General features: G+C 72.0%; 23 protein-coding genes. 12 read left to right on the forward strand and 11 right to left on the reverse strand.

Annotated elements, in window-relative coordinates:
* Window positions 1–89: 89 nt before the first annotated feature.
* A complete protein-coding gene (gene mshD / locus ACFVIM_RS10500; RefSeq protein WP_384300288.1) occupies window positions 90–1,061 on the reverse strand; it encodes a mycothiol synthase in 972 nt (323 codons plus the stop codon).
* A 301-nt stretch (window positions 1,062–1,362) separates the two neighbouring features.
* Here mshD and ACFVIM_RS10505 point away from each other — a divergent pair, with 301 nt between their 5' ends.
* From ACFVIM_RS10505 to ACFVIM_RS10525, 5 genes are all read left to right on the forward strand, one after another.
* Window positions 1,363–2,211, forward strand: coding sequence for a helix-turn-helix domain-containing protein (locus ACFVIM_RS10505; RefSeq protein WP_384300289.1), 849 nt, complete (start codon window positions 1,363–1,365; stop codon window positions 2,209–2,211).
* A gap of 10 nt (window positions 2,212–2,221) precedes the next feature.
* On the forward strand, window positions 2,222–2,422 hold the full coding sequence (locus ACFVIM_RS10510; protein ID WP_384300290.1) for a DUF397 domain-containing protein: 201 nt from the start codon (window positions 2,222–2,224) through the stop codon (window positions 2,420–2,422).
* A 604-nt stretch (window positions 2,423–3,026) separates the two neighbouring features.
* Entirely contained in the window at window positions 3,027–4,817 is a 1,791-nt protein-coding gene (locus tag ACFVIM_RS10515; RefSeq protein WP_384300291.1) for a bifunctional metallophosphatase/5'-nucleotidase, read from the forward strand.
* Window positions 4,818–4,994: 177 nt separating this feature from the next.
* A complete protein-coding gene (locus ACFVIM_RS10520) occupies window positions 4,995–5,855 on the forward strand; it encodes a phosphatidylinositol-specific phospholipase C (protein WP_384300292.1) in 861 nt (286 codons plus the stop codon).
* Between the two features lie 44 nt (window positions 5,856–5,899).
* The gene (locus tag ACFVIM_RS10525) at window positions 5,900–6,367 is read left to right on the forward strand and encodes a GNAT family N-acetyltransferase (RefSeq protein WP_384300293.1); all 468 of its coding nucleotides are present in this window, start codon (window positions 5,900–5,902) and stop codon (window positions 6,365–6,367) included.
* Here the strand turns inward: ACFVIM_RS10525 and ACFVIM_RS10530 are convergent.
* Genes ACFVIM_RS10530 through ACFVIM_RS10545 form a run of 4 tightly spaced genes read right to left on the reverse strand, consistent with a single transcriptional unit; the run spans window position 6,342 to window position 7,509 of the window.
* Window positions 6,342–6,707 carry a hypothetical protein gene (locus tag ACFVIM_RS10530; RefSeq protein ID WP_384300294.1) on the reverse strand — a complete coding sequence of 122 codons (366 nt, stop codon included), beginning with the start codon at window positions 6,705–6,707 and terminating at the stop codon, window positions 6,342–6,344. The two genes, ACFVIM_RS10525 and ACFVIM_RS10530, sit on opposite strands and share 26 nt — an antisense overlap.
* A gap of 3 nt (window positions 6,708–6,710) precedes the next feature.
* The gene (locus tag ACFVIM_RS10535; RefSeq protein ID WP_384300295.1) at window positions 6,711–7,199 is read right to left on the reverse strand and encodes a hypothetical protein; all 489 of its coding nucleotides are present in this window, start codon (window positions 7,197–7,199) and stop codon (window positions 6,711–6,713) included.
* On the reverse strand, window positions 7,196–7,363 hold the full coding sequence (locus ACFVIM_RS10540) for a hypothetical protein (protein WP_384300296.1): 168 nt from the start codon (window positions 7,361–7,363) through the stop codon (window positions 7,196–7,198). The genes ACFVIM_RS10535 and ACFVIM_RS10540 overlap by 4 nt, the downstream gene beginning before the upstream one ends.
* Window positions 7,360–7,509 (reverse strand): hypothetical protein, encoded by a 150-nt coding sequence (locus ACFVIM_RS10545; RefSeq protein WP_384300297.1) that lies wholly within the window; start codon window positions 7,507–7,509, stop codon window positions 7,360–7,362. Before ACFVIM_RS10545 ends, ACFVIM_RS10540 begins: the two co-directional genes overlap by 4 nt.
* Before the next feature lie 574 nt (window positions 7,510–8,083).
* On the opposite strand from ACFVIM_RS10545, the gene ACFVIM_RS10550 reads away from it, so the two are divergent.
* Window positions 8,084–8,938 carry a transcriptional regulator gene (locus tag ACFVIM_RS10550; protein WP_384300298.1) on the forward strand — a complete coding sequence of 285 codons (855 nt, stop codon included), beginning with the start codon at window positions 8,084–8,086 and terminating at the stop codon, window positions 8,936–8,938.
* 8 nt (window positions 8,939–8,946) lie between these two features.
* Here the strand turns inward: ACFVIM_RS10550 and ACFVIM_RS10555 are convergent, their stop codons facing one another.
* From ACFVIM_RS10555 to ACFVIM_RS10565, 3 genes are all read right to left on the reverse strand, one after another.
* The gene (locus ACFVIM_RS10555; protein ID WP_384300299.1) at window positions 8,947–10,362 is read right to left on the reverse strand and encodes a sensor histidine kinase; all 1,416 of its coding nucleotides are present in this window, start codon (window positions 10,360–10,362) and stop codon (window positions 8,947–8,949) included.
* The gene (locus ACFVIM_RS10560) at window positions 10,359–11,090 is read right to left on the reverse strand and encodes a response regulator transcription factor (protein ID WP_384300320.1); all 732 of its coding nucleotides are present in this window, start codon (window positions 11,088–11,090) and stop codon (window positions 10,359–10,361) included. The genes ACFVIM_RS10555 and ACFVIM_RS10560 overlap by 4 nt, the downstream gene beginning before the upstream one ends.
* A gap of 248 nt (window positions 11,091–11,338) precedes the next feature.
* Complete coding sequence (locus ACFVIM_RS10565; protein ID WP_384300300.1) at window positions 11,339–12,304, reverse strand: S1C family serine protease; 966 nt, start codon at window positions 12,302–12,304, stop codon at window positions 11,339–11,341.
* 220 nt (window positions 12,305–12,524) lie between these two features.
* Between ACFVIM_RS10565 and ACFVIM_RS10570 the strand changes: the two genes are divergently transcribed.
* On the forward strand, window positions 12,525–12,995 hold the full coding sequence (locus ACFVIM_RS10570) for a hypothetical protein (protein WP_384300301.1): 471 nt from the start codon (window positions 12,525–12,527) through the stop codon (window positions 12,993–12,995).
* A 313-nt stretch (window positions 12,996–13,308) separates the two neighbouring features.
* Here ACFVIM_RS10570 and ACFVIM_RS10575 read toward each other — a convergent pair whose 3' ends face one another.
* Entirely contained in the window at window positions 13,309–14,331 is a 1,023-nt protein-coding gene (locus ACFVIM_RS10575; protein ID WP_384300302.1) for a LacI family DNA-binding transcriptional regulator, read from the reverse strand.
* 142 nt (window positions 14,332–14,473) lie between these two features.
* Window positions 14,474–15,256, reverse strand: a complete 783-nt coding sequence (locus ACFVIM_RS10580) for a response regulator transcription factor (RefSeq protein WP_384300303.1) — start codon at window positions 15,254–15,256, stop codon at window positions 14,474–14,476.
* 216 nt (window positions 15,257–15,472) lie between these two features.
* On the opposite strand from ACFVIM_RS10580, the gene ACFVIM_RS10585 reads away from it, so the two are divergent.
* The 4 genes from ACFVIM_RS10585 to ACFVIM_RS10600 all read left to right on the forward strand — a co-directional run bounded on the left by ACFVIM_RS10585 (window position 15,473) and on the right by ACFVIM_RS10600 (window position 19,309).
* Window positions 15,473–16,417: an alpha/beta hydrolase gene (locus ACFVIM_RS10585; protein WP_384300304.1), complete on the forward strand. Its 945-nt coding sequence runs from the start codon at window positions 15,473–15,475 to the stop codon at window positions 16,415–16,417.
* Window positions 16,418–16,442: 25 nt separating this feature from the next.
* On the forward strand, window positions 16,443–16,697 hold the full coding sequence (locus tag ACFVIM_RS10590; protein ID WP_384300305.1) for a MoaD/ThiS family protein: 255 nt from the start codon (window positions 16,443–16,445) through the stop codon (window positions 16,695–16,697).
* A gap of 10 nt (window positions 16,698–16,707) precedes the next feature.
* Window positions 16,708–18,303 (forward strand): hypothetical protein, encoded by a 1,596-nt coding sequence (locus ACFVIM_RS10595; protein ID WP_384300306.1) that lies wholly within the window; start codon window positions 16,708–16,710, stop codon window positions 18,301–18,303.
* 262 nt (window positions 18,304–18,565) lie between these two features.
* Complete coding sequence (locus tag ACFVIM_RS10600) at window positions 18,566–19,309, forward strand: DUF2993 domain-containing protein (RefSeq protein ID WP_384300307.1); 744 nt, start codon at window positions 18,566–18,568, stop codon at window positions 19,307–19,309.
* Window positions 19,310–19,934: 625 nt separating this feature from the next.
* On the opposite strand, the gene ACFVIM_RS10605 is transcribed toward ACFVIM_RS10600, so the two are convergent.
* Window positions 19,935–20,564 carry a TetR/AcrR family transcriptional regulator gene (locus ACFVIM_RS10605; protein ID WP_384300308.1) on the reverse strand — a complete coding sequence of 210 codons (630 nt, stop codon included), beginning with the start codon at window positions 20,562–20,564 and terminating at the stop codon, window positions 19,935–19,937.
* 237 nt (window positions 20,565–20,801) lie between these two features.
* On the opposite strand from ACFVIM_RS10605, the gene ACFVIM_RS10610 reads away from it, so the two are divergent.
* Entirely contained in the window at window positions 20,802–20,885 is an 84-nt protein-coding gene (locus ACFVIM_RS10610) for a putative leader peptide (RefSeq protein WP_350807544.1), read from the forward strand.
* The last annotated feature ends 137 nt before the right edge of the window (window positions 20,886–21,022 follow it).

The following is a 21,022-nucleotide window of genomic DNA, read 5'->3' on the forward strand; positions in this document are numbered from 1 at the left end:
GGCCGCGCCCCGGCGAGGGGCGCGGCCCACGGTGGACCTGGTGGACCCGGTGGGGGCCCGATCAGGTCCTGGTGATGCCGGGCTCCGGATCAGGTCTCCGTGCGGTACATCAGGTCGATCTCGTGGGTGGTGAAGCCGAGCCGCTCGTAGACGGTCACGGCGGCCGTGTTGTCGGCGTCGACGTACAGCATCGCCGTCGGCAGCGCCTCCGAGGCCAGATACCGCAGCCCGGTCGCGGTGAGCGCCTTGCCCAGACCGCCGCCCTGGGCGTCCGGGCGGACCCCGACCACATAGACCTCGCCGAGCCGTTCGGTGGCGTGGACCTTGGTCCAGTGGAAGCCGACCAGCTCGCCACCGGCACCACCGGCACCACCGGTACCGTCGCTCCCACCGGCATCAGCGCCGCGCTCGGCCAGGAAGAAGCCCCGGGGGTCGAACCAGGGCTCGTTCATCCGGTCGTCGAGGTCCCGCTGGGTGAGCGAGCCCTGCTCGGGGTGGTGGGCGAAGGCGGCGGCGTTGACGGCGAGCCAGGCGGCGTCGTCCTGTCCCGGGACGAAGGTGCGCACGGTGACCCCCGGCGGATAGACCGGCTCGGGGATGTCCAGCGGCTCCAGCGGCCGCCGCAGCTGGCGCAGCTCGCGGAAGAGGGTCAGCCCGAGGACCTGCGCGAGATGGCGCGCGGCCGAGCGCCCGCCGTGGGCCCACACCCGCAGCCGCTTGCCGGAGGCGGCCAGCAGCGCGTTGCCGAGCGCCCGGCCGTGGCCGCGCCCCCGGTGGGAGGGGTGGACGACCAGCTCGGCGGCGGGCGCCTCGACGGGGTCGGTGTCCTCCAGTTGCGCGTAGCCGACCAGCTCGCCGCCGCTGGTGAGCAGGAAGTGCCGTACGCCCTCGCGGTAGCCGCCGCGCAACTGGAGCCGTCCCTGTTCGGAGACGGCCTGGGTCCCGTCGGACTCGGCCGCCGCCGCGAGCACGGCGAGCACGTCCTCCGCCTGCGCGGCCGTCAGCTCGTCGAGGCTCTGGATCTGCCTGCCGGGCTCGGGGATCACTGGGTCAGTCGTCATGGGAAGAGCCTACGGCGGGGGTCGGCGCCGACGCCGGAGCGGGCCGTGGAGTGCGTGCGGGGGCCGGTGCGTGGTGGACGGTCGACCTCCGGGACGCGGCCGGTGCCTCCGTACGGGACCACCCGGGCAATCCCCTACGGGACCACCCCGGCAATCCCGTACGCGACCGCCCCGCCTCCCCTCCCAGAACACGTCTCACCACGGGAGCAACCGTGTTACGGCCGTCGCACCCTTCGGGAGGGACCGTGGCAGAGTGGGCGCGCACGCTGTGGCCTCAGGGTGCCCAGGGAGGGAGGACGCCGTGCCGCCGAGGAGCTATCCGACCGCCCGTCAGAAGCGGTTGGGCGCCGAGTTGCGCAAGCTCCGTGAGCGCGCGGGAATGTCGGGCAGTGTCGCCGCCGCGTTCCTGGGCGGTGAGCGGGCGCAGATCAGCCATATCGAGTCGGGCCGTTACGGCGTGAGCGCCGAGCGGGTACGCCGGCTGGCCACCCACTACTCGGCCGGCGACCGCCATCTCGTGGACGCGCTCGCCGGGATGGCGGAGGAGCGGACGAAGGGCTGGTGGGAGGAGTACCGGGGCGTGCTCTCGCCCGGTTTCCTCGATCTCGCGGAGCTGGAGCACCACGCCACGTATCTGCGCTGCATCCAGACGCTCCACATTCCGGGGCTGCTCCAGACGCCCGACTACTCCCGTGAGCTGATGCTCGGCGGGATCTCCGACCTCCCGCCCGGCGAACTGAACGCCCGGGTACGGCACCGGGCGGCCCGGCGCCGCATCCTCGACCGGCCGAGCCCCCCGGCGTACGAGGCCCTGGTGCACGAGACGGCGCTGAGGATGCGGTACTGCGCGCCGGACACCATGCGGGCCCAACTGGAGTTCCTCTGCGAGATGTCGCGATGTCCGGGCGTGACGCTGCGGGTGATCCCGTTCGAGGCCCGGATCACCAGTTCCGTCCACTCGATGCTCTACGCGGGGGCGACGATCCCCCGGCTGGACACCGTGCAGCTCGACAGCGCTTTCGACGGGGGATTCCTGGACGCGGAGGCGCAGCTCGCGCGCTATCGGACGCTGCTCGACTCGGTGCGCTCGATCGCGCTCGACCCCGAACGGTCACGTCTCTTCATCCGCCGCGTCGCTAGGGAACTGTGAGTCACCGCGCATGACCGACCGAATAATCTGGCAGAAGTCGTCGTTCTCGGGCCCCGATCCCAACCAGGACTGTGTCGAACTGGCCCGGGTCGAGGACGAGATCAAGCTGCGGGAGAGCGACGTTCCCGATCTGGTCATCACGACATCCGTGGCGAAGCTGCGGGCGTTCATCCTCGGGGTGAAGGCGGGCGAGTTCGACCATCTGGTCTGAGCGGGCGCGCCAGCCGAGGCGCTGAGGACGCTGAAGACGCTGTGAAGATGCTCAAGGCGACTCAAGGCGACTCAAGGCGACTCAAGACGGCTCAAGGCGGCTCACGGTGCTCTCCGCGAAGGCGCTCTCCGCGCCGGACGCGGTGTGCGGCCGTGCTGGCGATGACGGCTCCCCGGCCGGGAGTGACTGTGAAGGCCCGGAGGGGGGAGCCGCCATCGCAGAGAGGGACTCGGGACGGGCCCGGGGGGTTGATCGCGGCACCGGCAGTGGCCGGAGTGGCACCGGTATTGGCTGGAGTGGCACCGGCAGTGGCCGGAGTGCCACCGGCATTGGCCGGGAATGCCGCCGCTCCTGGCCGGAGTCCGACCGGCGCTGGCCGGGAGTACCGCGCCGCGTGGCCACAGTGCGCCGCCCGGGCGGCCCGCGTGGCCGGGAGCGCGTTGCCGCCGCCCGCTGGCCGGAAGGCAACCATGTCGTAATCTCATGCCTCTGTTCGAGCTACGCGCGTTGACTCTAGGCTGCGCTCGCAGGCTCCGGTCCGGTGTGTCCACGCGTCCCGGGCCGCCTGCTCCCCCGTTCCCACCGCTCACCGTCAAGGGGAGAGATGTCAGCGAGACCGCATCGGACCCGTCGCCGCCTGCTCGGCGCCGTCGCCGGACTGACCACGATCGGCGCGCTCGTCGCCGCCATGCCCGGTGGCTCCTCGGAGTCCTACGAGCGAGGCCACGGCCACGGCCGCATGGTCGATGTGCAGTTGCTCTCCTTCAACGACCTCCACGGCCATCTCCAGCCGCCGTCCGGCTCCTCGGGCCGGGTCACCCACACCAACCCCGACGGCACCACCCGCACCATCGACGCGGGCGGTACGGAGTACCTGGCCACCCATCTGCGCGAGGCCCGCAAGGGGAACCGCTACTCCATCACCGCCGCCGCCGGTGACATGATCGGCGCCACCCCGCTGCTCTCCGGCCTCTTCCACGACGAGCCCACCATCGAGGCGCTCAACAAGCTGAAGCTGGACGTCTCGTCCGTGGGCAACCACGAGTTCGACGAGGGCGCCCGGGAGCTGGCGCGGATCCAGGACGGTGGCTGTCACCCCACCGAGGGCTGTTACGAGCAGGGCAAGCGGTTCGAGGGCGCGGACTTCCCGTACCTCACCTCCAACGTGACCCATGAGCGCAACGGGCGCCCGCTGCTCGACCCGTACTTCATCTGGGAGAAGAACGGCGTCAAGATCGGCTTCGTCGGGGTCACGCTGGAGGGCACCCCGGACATCGTCAACGCCGAGGGCATCAAGGGCCTGAAGTTCGGCGACGAGGTCGAGGCGATCAACAAGTACACCCGGATCCTGGAGCGCAAGGGCGTCAAGTCCATCGTCGCGCTGCTGCACGAGGGCGGCTCGCCCGCCTCCACCTCGTACAACTACAACTGCGACAGCCCCGGTCCCGGCGACGGCATCTCCGGGCCGATCGTCGACATCGCCAAGAACGTCAGCCCGCAGGTGGACGCGCTGGTCACCGGCCACACCCACCAGGCGTACGCGTGCACCATCCCCGACCCGGCCGGGAAGCCGCGCACGGTCACCTCGGCGGCCTCCTTCGGGCGGCTCTACACCGACACCACGCTGACCTACGACCGCCGCACCAAGGACATCGTGCGCACCTCGGTCGCCTCCGCCAACCACGTCGTCACCCGTGACGTGCCGAAGGCGCCCGACATGACCGCGCTCATCGAGCGCTGGAACGCGCTGGCCGCGCCCGTCGCGGGCCGTCCCGTCGGCCATATCTCCGCCGACATCGAGAACCCGCTCACCGAGGAGCGCCCGCTCGGCAATCTGATCGCCGACGCGCAGCTCACGGCGCTGGCGCCGGCCGACAAGGGCGGCGCGGAGTTCGCGCTGATGAACCCGGGCGGTATCCGCGCCGGGCTGACGCACAAGGCGACCGGTGCCGAGGGCGATGGCGTGGTGACCTACGGCGAGGCGTTCACCGTGCAGCCGTTCACCAACATGATGAACGTGGTCTCGCTGACCGGTTCCCAGGTGCTCACCGCGCTGCGCCAGCAGGTCAGCGGCCCGAACCAGAACTCCCCGAAGATCCTCCAGGTCTCGAAGGGCTTCACCTACACCCTGGACCTGACCAAGACCGGCGCCGACCGGATCGTGGCGGACTCGGTGCGGCTCAACGGGCAGCCGATCGACCCGGCGCGGACCTACCGGGTCGCGATGAACGAGTTCCTCTCCGGTGGCGGTGACGGTTTCTCCGTACTGAAGGAGCACACCAACAAGCTGGTGGGCGCCTCCGACCTGGACGTGCTGCTGACGTACTTCGCGGGCTCGTCCGCGTCGGCCCCGCTGACGCCCCCGGCCCTGGGCCGGATCTCGGTCATCCGGTAGTCGCCGTCCTGAACGCCGACTCCTGAACGGCGGCTCGCGACCACCGATCGCCGAACGGCGACTCGTGTGAACGGCGAGTTCTGAAACACCATGGGCCGCGCTCCCACCCCGGGGGCGCGGTCCTCGTGTCTCCCGCGCCCTGGCCTATATGACATGCCCACGCCATAATCCACCCCCATGCAGAGACGGACCTTCCTCGCCGCCGCCCTCGCCACCGCCACCACCACGACCCTCCTGGCCGCCGCACCCCGGGCCACGGCCGCCACCAGCGTCTGGATGGCCGCCCACCCGGACACCACCCCCCTCGCCCGCCTCACCATCCCCGGGACCCATGACTCCGGCGCCCGTTTCGGCGGCCCCTGGGCCGAGTGCCAGAACACCACCATCGCCCAGCAGCTCATGAGCGGGATCCGCTTCCTGGACATCCGCTGCCGGGTCACCGGCGACGCGTACGCCATTCACCACGGCGCCGCCTTCCAGCACCTGATGTTCGGCGATGTCCTCATCGCCTGCCGGGACTTCCTCGCCGCGCACCCCTCCGAAACCGTGTTGATGCGGGTCAAGCAGGAGTACTCGACCGAGAGCGACGAGACGTTCCGCCGGATCTTCGACATCTACCTCGACACCAAGGGCTGGCGCCCGCTCTTCCATATCGACACCGGGATCACCCTGCCCGCCCTCGGTGCGGCGCGGGGCCGGGTCGTCCTCCTCGGCGACAACGGCGGACTGCCAGGAGTGCGGTACGGGGACGGCGCGCTCTTCGACATCCAGGACGACTGGAACGCGGCGCCCGGCGCCAAGTACCCCAAGATCGAGGCCCACTTCCGCAAGGCCGTGGCCCAGCCGGGCAGGCTCTTCGTCAACTACGTCTCCACCTCGGCCCTGCTGCCGCCGCGCTGGAACTCCGACGCGCTCAACCCCCGGGTGCACTCCCTCCTCGACGGTGCCGCCACCTCCTGGCGGGGGCTCGGCGTCGTACCGCTGGACTTCCCCGCCACCCGCCCCGGCCTGGTCGAATCCCTCATCCGCCACAACTGACTCGTTTAACTCGGGGTTAACACGGGGCACGCAGAATCGCCGGTATGCAGATCAGACAGGTCCCGTGGGACGACCCCGACGCCACCGCCCTCCGCGCCCTCCAGCGTGACGAGATCGCCGAGATCTACGCCTCCACGGCCAGCGAACCGGGGCCGCCGCCGTCCGCCGCCGATGTCGCCGCGTTCTTCGTGGCGTACGCGGAGGAAACTCCGGTCGCCTGCGGCGGCCTGCGCGCGCTGGACACCGTCACGGGCGAGGTGAAGCGGATGTACGTGGACCCGGCCCACCGGGGCTCGGGCGCCGCCGCGCTGCTGCTGCGCGCCATGGAGGAGTGGGCCCGCGACGAGGGCTGGTCCAGTCTGCGCATCGAGACCGGCAGCCGCCTGACGGCCGCGATCCGCTTCTACACCCGCTGTGGATACGCCCGGATCCCCAACTACGGCCCGTACGCGGGGGCGGAGGACTCCCTCTGCTTCGCGCGCCCGCTCACGGCGTTCCCACCGACGGGCTGAGCGGGCCTGACCCGGGCGGGCGGCCGAGGTGGCGCCGGATCAGTACCCGGCAGTCGGTGGCGCGGGAGTGGTCCCGGGCGAGGGCGGCCGCCCGCTCGGCTGCCGCCAGCTCACGGCAGACGGAACAGCCGTCGTGGTCCTCCCGGGCGGACGCGCCCCGCAGCAGCCGGGCCTCGCGCACCCCGCGCACGGGCACGCCCCAGGCGGCCAGCCGCTGGCGCAGCCAGGCATCACTGACACCGAACTCGCGGGCGAGCGCCGTGAGGGTCTCGCCGTCGCGGTAGCGGGCGCTCACGCTCTCGCGGGACGCGAGGGCGTGGTCACGACCGGTACGGGACATGGTTCACCTGTTCTTCCGCTGATCGGGCGACTGGTCGAGGAATCGATCCCGGAGCTGGTCGCGGAGGGGGAAGACCGGCGCCACCAGGAGCCGCCGGGCCGGTCGGGGACAGATCGCGAACGTGTACCGGTCGGGCCCGTCGGGCACCACGACGGAGACGGCCACCCCGTGCGCCAGCCGCTCCCGTGCGGCCCGCGCCTCATCGGGGTCATCGCTCCACACCCGCATCTCCGTGGGCGCGTCGGGCACGGGCACCCGGCCCATGCGCATCGCGGGCGTCACCCACCGTGACCGCGTCGGCTCGGGATCCAGCAGACCGGCGACCCGCCGCGCCTGCCCCTGGAGCCACTCCAGCGCGCTCTCCGGCGACCGGGTCCGCAGGGTGGCGAGGATGTACGGGAGGATCTGCCCGGACCGGTACACGGGCCCTTCGGCGAGGACGTAACAGAGATACGACGGCGGCAGCCGGTACGCGCCCGGCGGGCCGCTCACCCCGGCTCCCCTTCCTCGGCCCCGGCCACCAGCAACCGCTCCACCTCGGCGTCGAGCCACGCCGCCCCGGCGTCTTCCCGCAGCCGCATGAGCGCGAACCCGAGGCCGAGCCGGGCCTCGGCGGATCCCAGCGCGATGGTGACCCAGTGCCATAAGCGGGTCATGGCAGCCTCCGCCGCAGGTGGTTGATCTCACGGACCTTTTGGCGCAGAAGCCTTATCAACGGGGACTCGGCCTGCCCGTCATCGGCCTGGTTGGCCGGTTGTTCCGTGCCGTGGTCTTCGACGGGGTGTCGTGACTCGTCGGTCATGGGACCTCGCTTTGGATGAGCCGTGTGCTCTAGGCAACCGCGTCGTCACACAGAGGGGTACCGTTGAGAGCGCGCTGAGGATCAAAAGCTTCAAACGCCGCTGAGGAGCTGGATTGTGGCGATGCGGGAGCCCAACCAGGCACTAGAACAGCTGTACCGCGAGACCGGGTGGACGCTCAGACAGTTCGCGTGTTCGGTCAATCGCGTGGGCACCGAACGAGGCACGCCATGTAGTTACTCAGCCGCCGCTGTTCATCAATGGTTTAAGGGGCACATGCCCAAAGCGGCCGTCCGTCCGCTGATCCTGGAGGCGCTGGCACGTCGGTTAGGCCGACTGGTCACGCATGAAGAAGCCGGGTTCCCCACTCCACAGGAAACGCGCAGCCATTCCACGGTGGATGCATTGTTCGACCTAGGGAGACAGGACATGGAACGTCGTGGCTTTGTCGGAGCCGGCCTCTTCTCCGTGGCGCTGGCCGTTCCTGACTGGCGGGACGTCGTGGGCAGGATGGAATCCGTAGGGTCGGGGTCCGTTCGACGGATAGGAATGTCGGACGTGGATGTGGTCAGAAGGATGACGGAGAGCCTGTTCACGACCTATGAGCAGCTCGGCGCGCGGCATACACGACCGATGGCGGCCACATTCCTGGTGAAGACCGTGGTGCCGTACCTCCGGACGGAGGGCCCCGCCGAGGTCCGCGAGGCCATGACATCCGCCGCCGCGTACCTCTGCTACTGCCTGGGCTGGATGGCCGTGGACGAAGGGCTCCAGGGGCTGGCACAGCGGTATTACGTGAGGGGACTTGAGCTGGCGGGAGCCGGTGGCGACCATCTGACGTACTGCTATCTGCTCCGGGGGATGTCGGCCCAGGCCGTCGATCTGGAGCATGGCGCGCGAGCCGTGGCCCTCGCCGACGCCGCAGCGGTGGCAGCTCCGGAATCGGGCCCCCGGCTGCGTGCGTTCTTCGCTGGACAGCAGGCCCATTGTTACGCGGTGGCGGGTGATCGGTCCTCGGCACTGAGCAGTATGCGGGAGGCCGAGAGAGCGATGGACCAGGCCGAAAGCTCCGGTAAGCAGCGAGGCTACGGCCCCTCCACTGTCGCCTATCACGCCGCGCAGGTCCGCTATTACCTCGGAGACGTATCAGGCAGCATCGAGTCCCTGGAGTCGCATTTCCGGCTGCGCGGCCCGGAGGAGACGCTCCGCTCCGATCTGCGCTTCAGTTCGATCCTCGCCGAGCGGCAACTGGAGAAGGGGCATCTGGAAGCCGCCTGCCAGACCTGGAGCCGCGTCCTGGAGGCGCACTCCTCGGTGCATTCGGGGCGCGTCGACCGCCATGTCGCCAGCATCGGCCCCCTGCTGGGTCCGTACCGTACGAGCGCCGCCGCGCGCGATGTCTACGAGCGGTCCCGGCGGACGGCGATCTAGGACAGGTCCTAGCCCGCGCCCGGCTCCCCCGGGGGTGGCTGCGACGCGCCCGGGAGCCGCAGGGTGGCCAGGGTGCCGCCGCCCGGTGCCGGGGTCAGGGTGACCTCGCCGCCCGCCTGCTGGACCGTACGGGCCACGATCGACAGGCCGAGGCCGGAGCCCGGCAGGGCGCGGGCGGAGGGGGAGCGCCAGAAGCGTTCGAAGACATGGGGGAGTTCATCGGCGGGGATGCCGGGACCGTGGTCGCGCACGGTCAGCACGCCGTCCGCCAGCCGGATCTCCACCGTGCCCTTCGGCGGGGAGAACTTCACCGCGTTGTCCAGCACGTTCACCAGTGCGCGCTCCAGGGAGGTGGGTTCGGCACGGACGTACCAGGGGCGCAGATCGGTGGTGAAGGTCAGTTCGGGGCCGCGCAGGCGGGCGCGTTTGAGGGCGGTCCGGACGGTCTCGTGGAGGGGGAGCACGGTCAGGGGCGCGGTCTGGGAGGCGTCCGGGCGGGAGAGTTCCTGGAGGTCGCCGATGAGCGCGGCCAGCTCGGTCATCTGGGCCTTCACCGAGGCCAGCAGGGCGCGGCGGTCGCCGGGCGGGAGCTGGCGGCCGGTCTCCTCGCTGCGCGCGAGCAGTTCGATGTTGGTCCGCAGTGAGGTGAGCGGGGTGCGCAGTTCATGGCCCGCGTCGGCGATGAGCCGGGCCTGGCGGTCGCGGGAGGTGGCGAGGGCGGCGGTCATGGAGTTGAAGGAGCGGGAGAGCCGGGCGATCTCGTCCTCGCCCTCGACGGGGATCCGTACGGTGAGGTCCTCGGTGCGGGCGACGTGTTCGACCGCGCCGGTGAGCCGGTCCACCGGGGCCAGTCCGGCCCGCGCCACCCAGAGTCCGGCGGCGCCCGCGCCGAGCACCCCGACGCCCGCGACGCCGGTGAGCAGCAGCGCGAGCCGGTCCAGCGAGGTCTCGATCTCGGTCAGCGGCCGGGAGACGGAGACGGCGACGATCTCGTTCGGCGCGTACTCCTGGCGGATGGTGTGGACCCGTACGGGGGTGCCGTTGTCGGTGACGCTGTCGTGCAGGGTGGTCTTGGCCAGCCCCCGGGCCACGGCGACGTCCGAGGCCCGCACCTTGACCGGGGTGGAGCCGGGCGCCACACAGCGGTTGCCGGTCTTGCCGATGAGCTGGGTGTAGGCGAAGGCGGGGTAGTCGGGTTCGCCGGTGCCGCCGCTCTCGCAGTAGGCCATCGCGCTCTGGACGGACTCGTTGGAGGCGCGGGTGTTACGGAGGGTCTCGTTCAGCTCCTCGTTGAGCTGGGTCCGGGTGAGCAGCCAGGAACCGACGGCGACGGCGGCCACCGCGACCGCGACGGCGACGGCCACCAGCAGCGCCAGCCGGGACCGGAGGGGCAGCTTGCGGAACCGGGTGACCGGGCCCGTCACGCCTCACCGCCGCTGGAGCGCAGCACATAGCCCACTCCGCGCACGGTGTGCACCAGACGCGGCTCGCCGCCCGCCTCGGTCTTGCGCCGCAGGTACATCACGTACACATCGAGCGAGTTCGACGACGGTTCGAAGTCGAAGCCCCAGACGGATTTGAGGATCTGCTCCCGGGTGAGGACCTGCCGGGGGTGGGTCAGCAGCAGTTCCAGCAGGGTGAACTCGGTCCGGGTCAGCTCGACCGGCCGCTCTCCCCGGTACACCTCGCGGGTGGCGAGGTTCATCCGCAGATCGGCGAAGGAGAGCACGTCATGGTCTTCGCCGGGGGTCTCGGCGGTGGCCGCCGCGTACGACCGGCGGCGCAGCAGCGCGCGGATCCGGGCGAACAGCTCGTCCAGCTCGAACGGTTTGACGAGGTAGTCGTCGGCCCCCGCGTCCAGCCCGGTGACCCGGTCGCCGACGGTGTCGCGGGCGGTGAGCATCAGGATCGGCACGGTCGATCCGGCCTGGCGCAGTCGGCGGGCGGCGGTCAGCCCGTCCATCCGGGGCATCTGGATGTCCAGCACGATCAGGTCGGGGCGGCTGGCCTCGGCCGCCGCGAGCGCCTCGATCCCGTCGGCGGCGACCTCGGTGACGTACCCCTCGAAGGCGAGGCTGCGCTGGAGCGCCTCCCGTACGGCGGGTTCGTCGTCGACGATGAGGATGCGGTCGCCTTCGCGCGGTGTCGTCATGGGCCCAGCCTCGCACGGCTCGGCCGCGCCGCCGGTCCCGTGGGACCCGGTCGCGCCCCGGGTGCCGTACGGGCCGATCGCACCGCCGTGCGAGCCGGTCGCGGCGTCGGTCCCGTAGGGATCGAGCCCATCGTCATACGGGTCGGCCGTGCCGTTGCGGGGGTCGGTGCCGACCTCGTGCGGGGCGGTCGTCATGGCGTACGCGTCGGCCGGGCGCCGGGCCCCGCCGGTTCCGTACGGTCCGCCGCTCACCCGTTGCCAGTCCCGGCGCCACCCCGGAGGTCGTTCAGCTCGGCCTTGACGGTGTCGACGGGTATCGCGAAGCCGAGGCCGACGCTGCCCGCGCTCGCGCCGCTCGCGGCGGCGGGCGCGTATATGGCGGAGTTGATCCCGATGATCTGACCGCGCATGTCGATCAGCGCGCCGCCGGAGTTGCCGGGGTTGAGCGAGGCGTCGGTCTGGATCGCCTTGTACGTGGTCGTGGACTCGCCGGTGTCGCCGTTGAACTGCTGGCCGCCGAACTCGAACGGCCAGCGCTGGTCCTGCTGGCGCTGGGCGGCGTCGGGCTCCTTGGCGACGGTGACATCGCGGTCGAGCGCCGAGATGATTCCGCTGGTCACGGTGTTGGTCAGGCCCTCGGGGGAGCCGATGGCGACGACCTCCTGGCCCACCCGCAGATCCTTGGAGTCGCCGAGGGTGGCGGCCTTGAGCCCGCTGGCGCCCCGGATCTTGATCAGGGCGAGGTCCTTCTCGGGCGCGGTGCCGAGGACGTCGGCGGTGCGGGTGGTGCCGTCGCTGAGCCGGACCTGGACGGTCTTGGCGCCGGACAGGACGTGGGCGTTGGTGATGACCTCGCCGTCGGCGCTGCTGATCACGCCGGAGCCGGTGGACCGGCCCGCGTTGATCTCGACGATGCTCGGGGTGACGGCCTGCGCCACCCCGGCGACCGTGCCGAGTGAACCGGTGGAGACCTGGGTGCCGGTGACCGGGGACGCTCCGCCGGTGGCGGGGTCCTCGCGGAGCTCACCGGCGAGGAGCGCGGTGCCGCCGCCGACGGTGGCGGCGACGACCGCCACGGTCAGCAGCAGGGCGACCGGCCCGCGCGCCCGGCGCCGGCGGTGCGGCACGGGCTGCGGCGGCTCGGTGGGGCGCGGCGGGTAGGCGGTGTCGTACGCCTGCGGCTGGTAGGGCTGCTCACGGTAGTGGTCCGTCATGACACCGAGCCTCCCCGGTCTGGATGAGAGGAGTCTGAGCCGCCACTGAGAAGGGGCGCAGAACCCGGTGAGGAGGGGATAAGGCGCCGGGGGCCGAGCGGGACGGTGAGGCACCGTTGACGTTCGATCATGGTCATGTCACTGTCGCCCTGCGTGTGATCCATCACCTGATCCGTCACCGGACCCCGCCGCACGGCGGGCGACAGGGAGGAACGACACCATGAGCGCTTCGAGGCACAGACTCGTCCCGGCGATGGCGCTGGTCATCGCCGGATCCCTGCTGACCGTCGGCGCGGTCGGCACGGCCCAGGCGGCCACGAGCCACGCCACCGCCCCCACCCCCGCCGTCCAGCGGGTGCAGGCCGACCCCACCCCGGAGGAGCAGCAGAAGCTCCGGGAGATCGCGGGCGCCATCTGGAACCCCCAGCTCGCGGCGGGCTGGAACATGAACGCCGAGGTCGCCACCGTCCTCTCCCAGGCGACCGAGCGCATCCTGAAGTGCTCCGAGGCGTTCGCCCTCGTGCCGAGGCCGCCGGGCTTCATCCCGGGCCTGGGCTATCTGGTCCAGTACTGGAAGAACCTCAAGGACTACTTCCTGGTGGTCAAGGACAACCGCACCTACCGGGCCTGTGTCGTCTCGACCGCCGCCTACTACCGGTCGATCATCGAGATGGCCTCCGCGGGAATCTGACCCTCCCCGGCCCAGCCCCCGCCCCGCCGGGGGCTGGTGCCGCGCCCGGCACCGTCGGGGAGAGCCGACGTACACGTTCCTATGAGAGGCGGATACGCGTGCGCGCCGCCAGGGTGACGGGTGCGCGCGCGTCCCCAGGGCGGCGGGTGCGCGGACATGGGCGCCGGATGCGCGGAAGCGGCCGTACGGTCGGATCGGCCCGTCCGGCTCCGTCCGCGTACGATCCACCCGGCCTCGTCCGCGCATGGCCCGCCCGGCTCCTTACGCGTACGGTCCGTCCGACTCCGTACGGGCGGCCGGGACGCGCGATGGCTCAGCCGCAGCCGCAGGAGCGCCGGATCACCAGGCCGGAGGGGAACTGCCGCACCCGTTCGCGGCGCGGGCCCGTCAGCCGCAGTCCCTCGTCGAGCACCAGGTCCACGGCGGCGCGCGCCATCGCCGGGCGGTCCGCGGCGACCGTGGTCAGCGGCGGGTCCGTGAGATGGGCTTCCTTCACATCGTCGAAGCCCGCGACGGCGAGTTCGCCCGGCACGTCGATCCGCAGCTCCCTGGCGGCGCGCAGCACACCGATCGCCTGGTCGTCGGTGGAGCAGAAGATGGCGGGCGGCCGGTCGGGACCGGCGAGCAGCTTGAGGGCGACCTGGAAGGCGTCATAGCGGTTGAAGGGGGCCTGGATGAGCCGTCCCTCCACGCTGCGGCCGGACTCCACCATGGCCCGGCGCCAGCCCTCGACATGGTCGGTGACGGGGTCGCCCTCGGGCGGGGTGGACTCGGGGCCGCCGAAGCAGGCGACATACGCGTTGCCGTGTTCCAGCAGATGGCGGGTGGCGAGCTGGGCGCCGCCGATGTCATCGGTCACCACGGCGACGTCGTCGATGGCGGTGGTGCGCTCGTGCAGCAGCACGACCCGCGCGTCCCAGGCCTCGATCTCGGCGACGGCGGTCTCCGTCAGCCCCTGGCTGACGAGGATCAGACCGGAGACCCGCATCCCCAGGAAGGCGCGGAGGTAGTGGACTTCGCGCTCGCGGCGGTAGTCGGAGTTGCCGACGAGGACCATCTTGCCGCGCTCGGCGGCGGCCTGTTCGACGGCGTGCGCCATCTCCGCGAAGAACGGCTGCCGCGCGTCGGGGACGATCATGCCTATGAGGTCGGTGCGGCGGGACGCCATCGCCTGGGCGACGCGGTCCGGGCGGTAACCCAGCTCCTTGATCGCGGCGAGAACGCGCTCGCGCGTGGCCGGGGCGACCGGCCGGGGTCCGTTGTTGATGACATAGCTGACAACGGCGGTCGACGTACCCGCCAGTCGCGCTACATCGTCCCGCGTCACCTTGGCCACGCGCGGCAGTCTACGCGGGGTGACCACACTCTGGGCAGGCCGGATGACGGGGTTTGTGCTGCTCATCGGCGCCGGTGGGCCGGGAGGCCCTGGACAGCGCCGCAGGAGCGTCCGGACGCTTCGGGACGGGCTTCCGGCCGTCTCAAGGGATGGACGGCGCAGCCGCCTCCGCGGCCGCGCGACGCGTGCCCTTCTCCACTCTCTCCGGCTGCTCGGGCTTCTCGGTCCGTTCCGTCCGCTCGGTCCGCTCGGGCTTCTCCGGGGTGACGAACCGGTAGCCGACGTTGCGTACGGTCCCGATGAGGGACTCGTGCTCGGGGCCGAGTTTGGCGCGCAGCCGCCGTACATGGACGTCCACCGTCCGGGTACCGCCGAAGTAGTCGTAGCCCCAGACCTCCTGGAGGAGCTGGGCGCGGGTGAAGACCCGGCCGGGGTGCTGCGCCAGGTACTTCAGCAGCTCGAACTCCTTGAAGGTCAGATCGAGGACCCGGCCCTTGAGCTTGGCGCTGTAGGTGGCCTCGTCGACCGAGAGGTCGCCGTTGCGGATCTCCATGGGGGAGTCGTCGGAGGTCAGCTGCTGGCGGCCGGTCGCCAGCCGCAGCCGCGCCTCGACCTCGGCCGGGCCCGCGGTGTCCAGCAGGACGTCGTCGATGCCCCAGTCGGCGGTGACGGCGGCCAGCCCGCCCTCGGTGACCACCAGGATCAGCGGACAGCCGGGGCCGGTGGAGCGCAGCAGCTGACAGAGCGAGCGGACCTGCGGCAGGTCGCGGCGGCCGTCGACCAGGATGACGTCGGCGCCGGGGGTGTCGACGAGCGCGGGCCCCTCGGCGGGCGCCACCCGTACCTGGTGGAGCAGCAGCCCGAGGGCGGGCAGTACCTCCGTCGACGGCTGGAGGGCGTTGGTCAGGAGGAGCAGTGCGCTCATCGCGTCTCACCCGCCCGGTTCGATTCCCGGATCGCTTCGCGGTCGTGCACGGCTTGCTCACCCATGGCGTCGGTCCCTCCTCGGTCCCTGCGAGGACGTGGTGCTGCGGCCCTGCTTCGTACGGTGTGGTTCACCTGTCTGTAACAACGGACAGGAAACACAAAAGGACCCGGGGGCTGCGTCGCCCGGATCCTCTTCCGCGCCACAATAGCCCATATGAGTTCCGTGCCGGAGTCCCCGGCGGCCGCCCGTCCGCCGTCCGGCGCCCGGGGCGGACACGCCCGCCGGCGCCTCCGTACCCAGCTTCGCACGGCGGACGGGGTCGTGCTCGAAGCCGCGTACGAGCCGTATACGGCCGGGGTGAGCGACGCCGCGATCGTGGTCGCGCATGGCTTCACCGGGTCGCTGGACCGGCCCGCCGTACGCCGGGCGGTCGCGGCGCTGAGCGGCCACGCGGCCGTCGTGAGCTTCTCCTTCCGAGGCCATGGCCGGTCCGGCGGCCGCTCCACGGTCGGCGACCGCGAGGTGCTCGATGTGGCGGCGGCGGTGGCGTGGGCGCGGAGCCTGGGGCACCGGACCGTGGTCACGGTCGGCTTCTCGATGGGCGGCTCGGTGGTGCTGCGGCACGCCGCGCTGTACGGGACCGGGGGCGGCGGATCGCACGCCGGGGCGGGTGCGGCGCCCGGAGTGGCTGGTTCCGGTGTGCGGGGGCGCATTGGAAGCACTGCGGGAGCGCTTTCCACCGGGGGAGCGCGCGAGGCGCGTACGGACGCGGTCGCCGCGGTGAGCGCGCCCGCCCGTTGGTACTACCGGGGCACGCCTTCTATGCGACGCGTCCACTGGGTGATCACCCGGCCGCTGGGGCGGGCCGTGGGGCGCTGGGGACTGGGGACCCGGATCCACGGCCGGGACTGGGACCCGGTACCGCTCCCTCCAGTGGCGGCCGTGCCGCTGATCGCGCCGACGCCCGTACTGATCGTCCACGGCGACCGTGATCCGTACTTCCCGCTGGACCACCCCCGCTCGCTCGCGGCGGCCGGGGCCACCGAACTCTGGCTGGAACCCGGCATGGGGCACGCGGAGAACGCGGTGGACGAGCGGCTGCTCGGCCGGATCGCCCAGTGGCTGATCGCACGGGCGGCCACCGTGGATGGCTCATGATGGAGGCCGACGAAAGGAGTGGCGCATGGCGGCGGGCACGATCCGCTACTGGGCCGCGGCCAAGGCGGCGGCCGGAGTGGCGGATGAGCCGTTCACGGCGGACACGCTCGCCGAGGCGCTCGACGGGGCGCGCGACCGGCACCCGGGAGAGCTGACGCGGGTCCTGGCCCACTGCTCGTTCCTCGTCGACGGGGACCCCGTGGGGGCCCGCGACCATGAGACCGTACGGCTGGCCGAGGGCGGCACGGTCGAGGTGCTCCCGCCGTTCGCAGGAGGGTGAACCGCACACGATGAGCAGCGATCAGCAGTACCCGCACGGCTACGACCCCCACCAAGGCGCACAGCAGGGCCCCCACCACGGCCCTCACCAGGGCGCCTATCCGCCGCCTGAGGCGGGCTGGCCCCCGCCGCCGCAGGGGCCCGGGTATCCGGACCCGTCCGCCGCGCCGTACCAGGACGCCGCCTACCACCCCTACGCGGACCCGGCGGGCTCCTATCCGGCTCCCCCGAACCCGTACCAGGAGAACGCCGTTCACCAGGGCTCCGCCGCGCAGACGTGGGAGGGCGAGACCTGGGACACCCACTACCAGCCCGTCGTGGGGACGCAGGGCCCCTCTGCGTCCGCGCCGTCCGCGTCCCCGGCGGGCGGGGGCGCGTATCCGCCGCCTCCGGTCGCGGGGGAGGCTCCGACGGCGTACATCCCTCCGGTACGGGACGAGGCGCCGACCGCGTACATCCCTCCCGTACGGGATGACGCGCCGACCGCCTATATGCCGCCGGTACCGGACGAGGCGGCGGCGCCCCCGGCGCGGCGGCACGGGCGTCGCGGGCAGCAGGGGCGTCACGCCGGGACGGCCGGGCAGCCGGGCGCCGGTCCGCTGCCGGGGTATGCGCCGGGGCCGCACCCCGTGGGGGCCGCCGGTCCGCTGCCGCCGGAGCACCCGGCCGGGCACGGTCCATACGGCCCCCCCGCCCACCGGGCTCCGGCCCCGACTCCGGCCCCGGTGCCGCCCGCGGTCCGGACACCTGCCCCGGTGCCGCCCGCGCAGAGCGCTCCGGCCGCGACCGGCGCGACGGCGGCCGACGGCTACGGCACCCCCACCCTCGCCGGGAACGCGCGGGTCACCGACGCGCAGCGCGCCCGCGCGGAAGGGCGCTCCCCGATCATCGCGCCGGGCATCCAGCCCGCCGCACTCACCGCCGTACTCGGCCTGCTGCTCGCGGGCGGCGCGGCCCTCGGCTCCTACGGGCTGCTGGTGCCGCTGGTCCTGCTCCAGGCCGTCACGGCGGCGGGCTGGTTCCGGCTCAACGGCATGTGGCCCGCCCGGCAGGGCATCGCGCTCGCCTTCGCGGGCGGTCTCACCGCCGACGCCGTCCTGCTGGCGGTGGGCCGGGAACACGGGCCGACCGCGATCCTCGGCACCCTCGGCGCATGGGTCCTCATCACCGTCGTCCTGCAACTGCGCAGCCACGCCGGGGCCGACGAGCGGATGTACGGACTGATGGCGTCGGTCGCCTCCGCCGCCCTGACCATCCTCGCCGCCGGACACCTCGCGGCGGCGACGGACGCGGTGGTGGTCGGCGGGGTCGCGGTGGCCGTGGCCACCCTGGTCCGCGCGCTTCCGCTGCCCGCCCTGCCCGGTGCCGTCTCCGTCGTCGGTGCGCTGGCGGCGGCCGCGGGAGCGGGCGTGATCGTCGGCGGGATGACCGGCCTCGGCAGCGGGGCCGCCCTCCTCGGAGCGGCGGCGGGCGCCCTCGCCCTCGTCGGCCTGCGGGTCGCGAGCTACGACTACCCCTCCCGCTTCGTCCACTTCACGGCGGGCGTCGCCCTGCCGCTGACCATGGCCGCCCCGGCGGTCTATCTGCTGGGACGGGCCCTGGCCTGAGCAGCCCGGCGCCGCCACCGGCCGGGGGCTCAGGGCCCCGGCCGGCCATGCCGTGATGAACCCGGCCGCTCACGCCGTGATGAACCCGGCCGGGAACCATCGACCGGGCCCGATCGTCGGGAAGGGTGGAGCCGGTCAGCCCAGCGGACCGGAGCCACAGCGACTGGCCGATGGGCCAAGGGACAGGGCGTCGTTTGACCGGGACGCTTTCTCGGATGAGGCACGGGGAATCCGACGGACCGGAAAGAGGGGGCACCTGACCATGCGTGTACTGCGGAAACTACTGATCACGGCGATCGTCCTCGGCGGCCTGTTCATCGCGGCCGACCGGATCGCGGTCCACTTCGCCGAATCCGAGGCGGCCGAGCGGGTCCGCTCCAGCCAGGGCCTGCGCGTCACACCGAAGCTCTCCATCGAGGGCTTCCCCTTCCTCACCCAGGTCGCGGCCAAGCGACTGGACAAGGTGAAGGTGAACATCAGCGGCATCACCGCCTCCGCCGGAGAACGCAACATCGGCATATCCGAGGTCAAGGCCGAACTGCGTGACGTCCGCATCAGCGGCGACTTCTCCTCCGCCGTCGCGGCCACCGCCAGCGGATCCGCCGAGATCGCGTACGCGGACCTGACCCAGGCCGCACCAGAGGGCATGAGCGTCGCATGGGCGGGCGCCGAGCGGGCCGCGAAGAACCAGGTGAAGATAACCGGCACCCTGGCGAAGGTGGTCGAGGGCGCCGGGATACCCGTGCCGTCCACACTGGCGGCGCTGGTCGGCGACCGTGAGATCTCCGTGCACAGCTCGGTGGAACTGGTCAGCGGCAACACCGTGCGACTGAAGGCGGACGCGCTGCCCGACCTCCCCATACCCGGCATCGACGCGAAGCTCCGCGAGATCGTGGACTACGAACTGAAGCTGGACGGCGTGCCGCCGAGCATCACCATGCGCGAGCTCACCATCACGGAGTCCGGCCTCCGCTTCTCCGGCACCGCCCAGGATGTGAGGTTGTAGTTTTTTGCGGTTCTTCTTTTTTTAGCGGTTCTTCTCCCCCAGGCTCCGCCCGGGGGGACCCCCACCGGGGCGCTTTAGTCGATGTCTCAGCGCCGACGTGCTCGATCGCTCGTTCCTCACGATCTCCGCGCGACGGCCACGAAATCCCCCAGGCCTGCGCCTGGGGGTGCCCCCAGACGCGCCCCTTCGGCTCAGAACCGACCTCGGGTAGAGCGAACCCTCACACGGAGCTACTCACCGGCAGAGGCCCTTGGGGTGACCCGGTGGCGAAGCTCGCATGGGAGACCCTCCGGGTGGGCGTTCTTCGGAAAGTCGACAACGGTCAGGGTCACACGGGCAGGTACCGACGCAGCCGGGGGTCAGGGGGCACGTTTGGGGGGTGCAGGGTCGCCCCCGCAGGGAGTGGCGGGCGAACCCGGACTCAGGAAACAGGAACGCCTCATCCGCCGCTCCCGAGGAGGTGAGCCCGGAGGCCCCCGAACCCCGCAGAGAGAAGACAGCGGCAGCGACAGCACGCACCCGGCCCACGGGCCACCCGCCGGGCCCCGCACCCGGCCCCCCGGCCCCCCGGCCGGCCCCGCACCCGCCCCAAGCCGACGGAGCCCCGGCCCTCAAGGCCGCCGCGTCACACGGTGGACGCGCCGCCCTGGTGGAGGTGGATGAGCTGGGCGAGGTGGCGTCCGGCCAGCAGCAGGGGCTTCTCGTCGCGGGCCACCTGGGCCGCGAGTTCGGCGCCCTCCAGGGTGCTGATCACGGTGGTGGCGAGGTCGCCGGCCACGTCCTCGGCCATGCCCGCCGCCTGGAGGTGCTCCCGTACCAGCCCGCGCCAGCGCGCGAAGGCGTCGGCCGCCGCGCGCTGGATGTCGGGGAAGCGGTGCGCGGTCCCCAGCGCGGTCGCCGTGACCGGGCAGCCGTCCGACCAGTCGGACTCCCGCAGCCCCTCCGCCAGGCTCCGGGCGCAGTCGACGAGCGCCTGGGCCGGGTCCGGCTCGGCGCCCAGGATCTCCCGGAGGAGGTCGGCGAACTCCTCGTCTCCTCGGTGCACGGCGGCGACGGCCAGTTCCTGCTTGCCGCCGGGGAAGAAGTGGTAGACGGAGCCGAGGGTGGCGTCCGCCTCCTGGGAGATCTGTTTGATGCCGGTGCCGTCGTACCCCTGGCGCTGCATCAGCGAGGAGGCGGCGCGGATGATCCGCTCTCGGGTGCCGACCGGGGCCGCCTGGTGGGGATCCGTCTGGTGCCGTGTCCTGGTCCTCATCTACCACAATCTACTAGATGGAACGTCCATTACAGAGGCGGTCACCGGCCTGTCCGCGCCGAGGGCCGCATCGTGAGACGACTCTGTCCGGCAGGCAGAAGGGTGAGGCGCGGCGACCGGCGCGCGGGGGTGCCCGGACCGGCCGGATCCCCTTTCCATATCGAATAGTGGACTATCTCGTCTCGTTATTTGACACACCGGTGACATCGCGGGTGAACCGTCCCTACGATCGGCCCTATGAAGCAGCGACAGGCGGATCTCACGAAGCGGCGGGCAGTTGACCTGTGCCGCGTCGCCGCCATGCTCTGTCGCGCCGTCTGAGCGGGATTTCTTCACTCCCGCCGCCATCCGGCCCTTCGAGCGCTGATCAGGGCCACCCGCGCGGTTCGCCGCCCCGATCGCACGATCGCACCGCCCGCGTATCCGCGCCGCCTTCTCGCACCACCCGCCGCACACTG

The sequence above is a fragment of the Streptomyces sp. NPDC057638 genome, from assembly GCF_042800315.1.
Classification (GTDB): domain Bacteria; phylum Actinomycetota; class Actinomycetes; order Streptomycetales; family Streptomycetaceae; genus Streptomyces.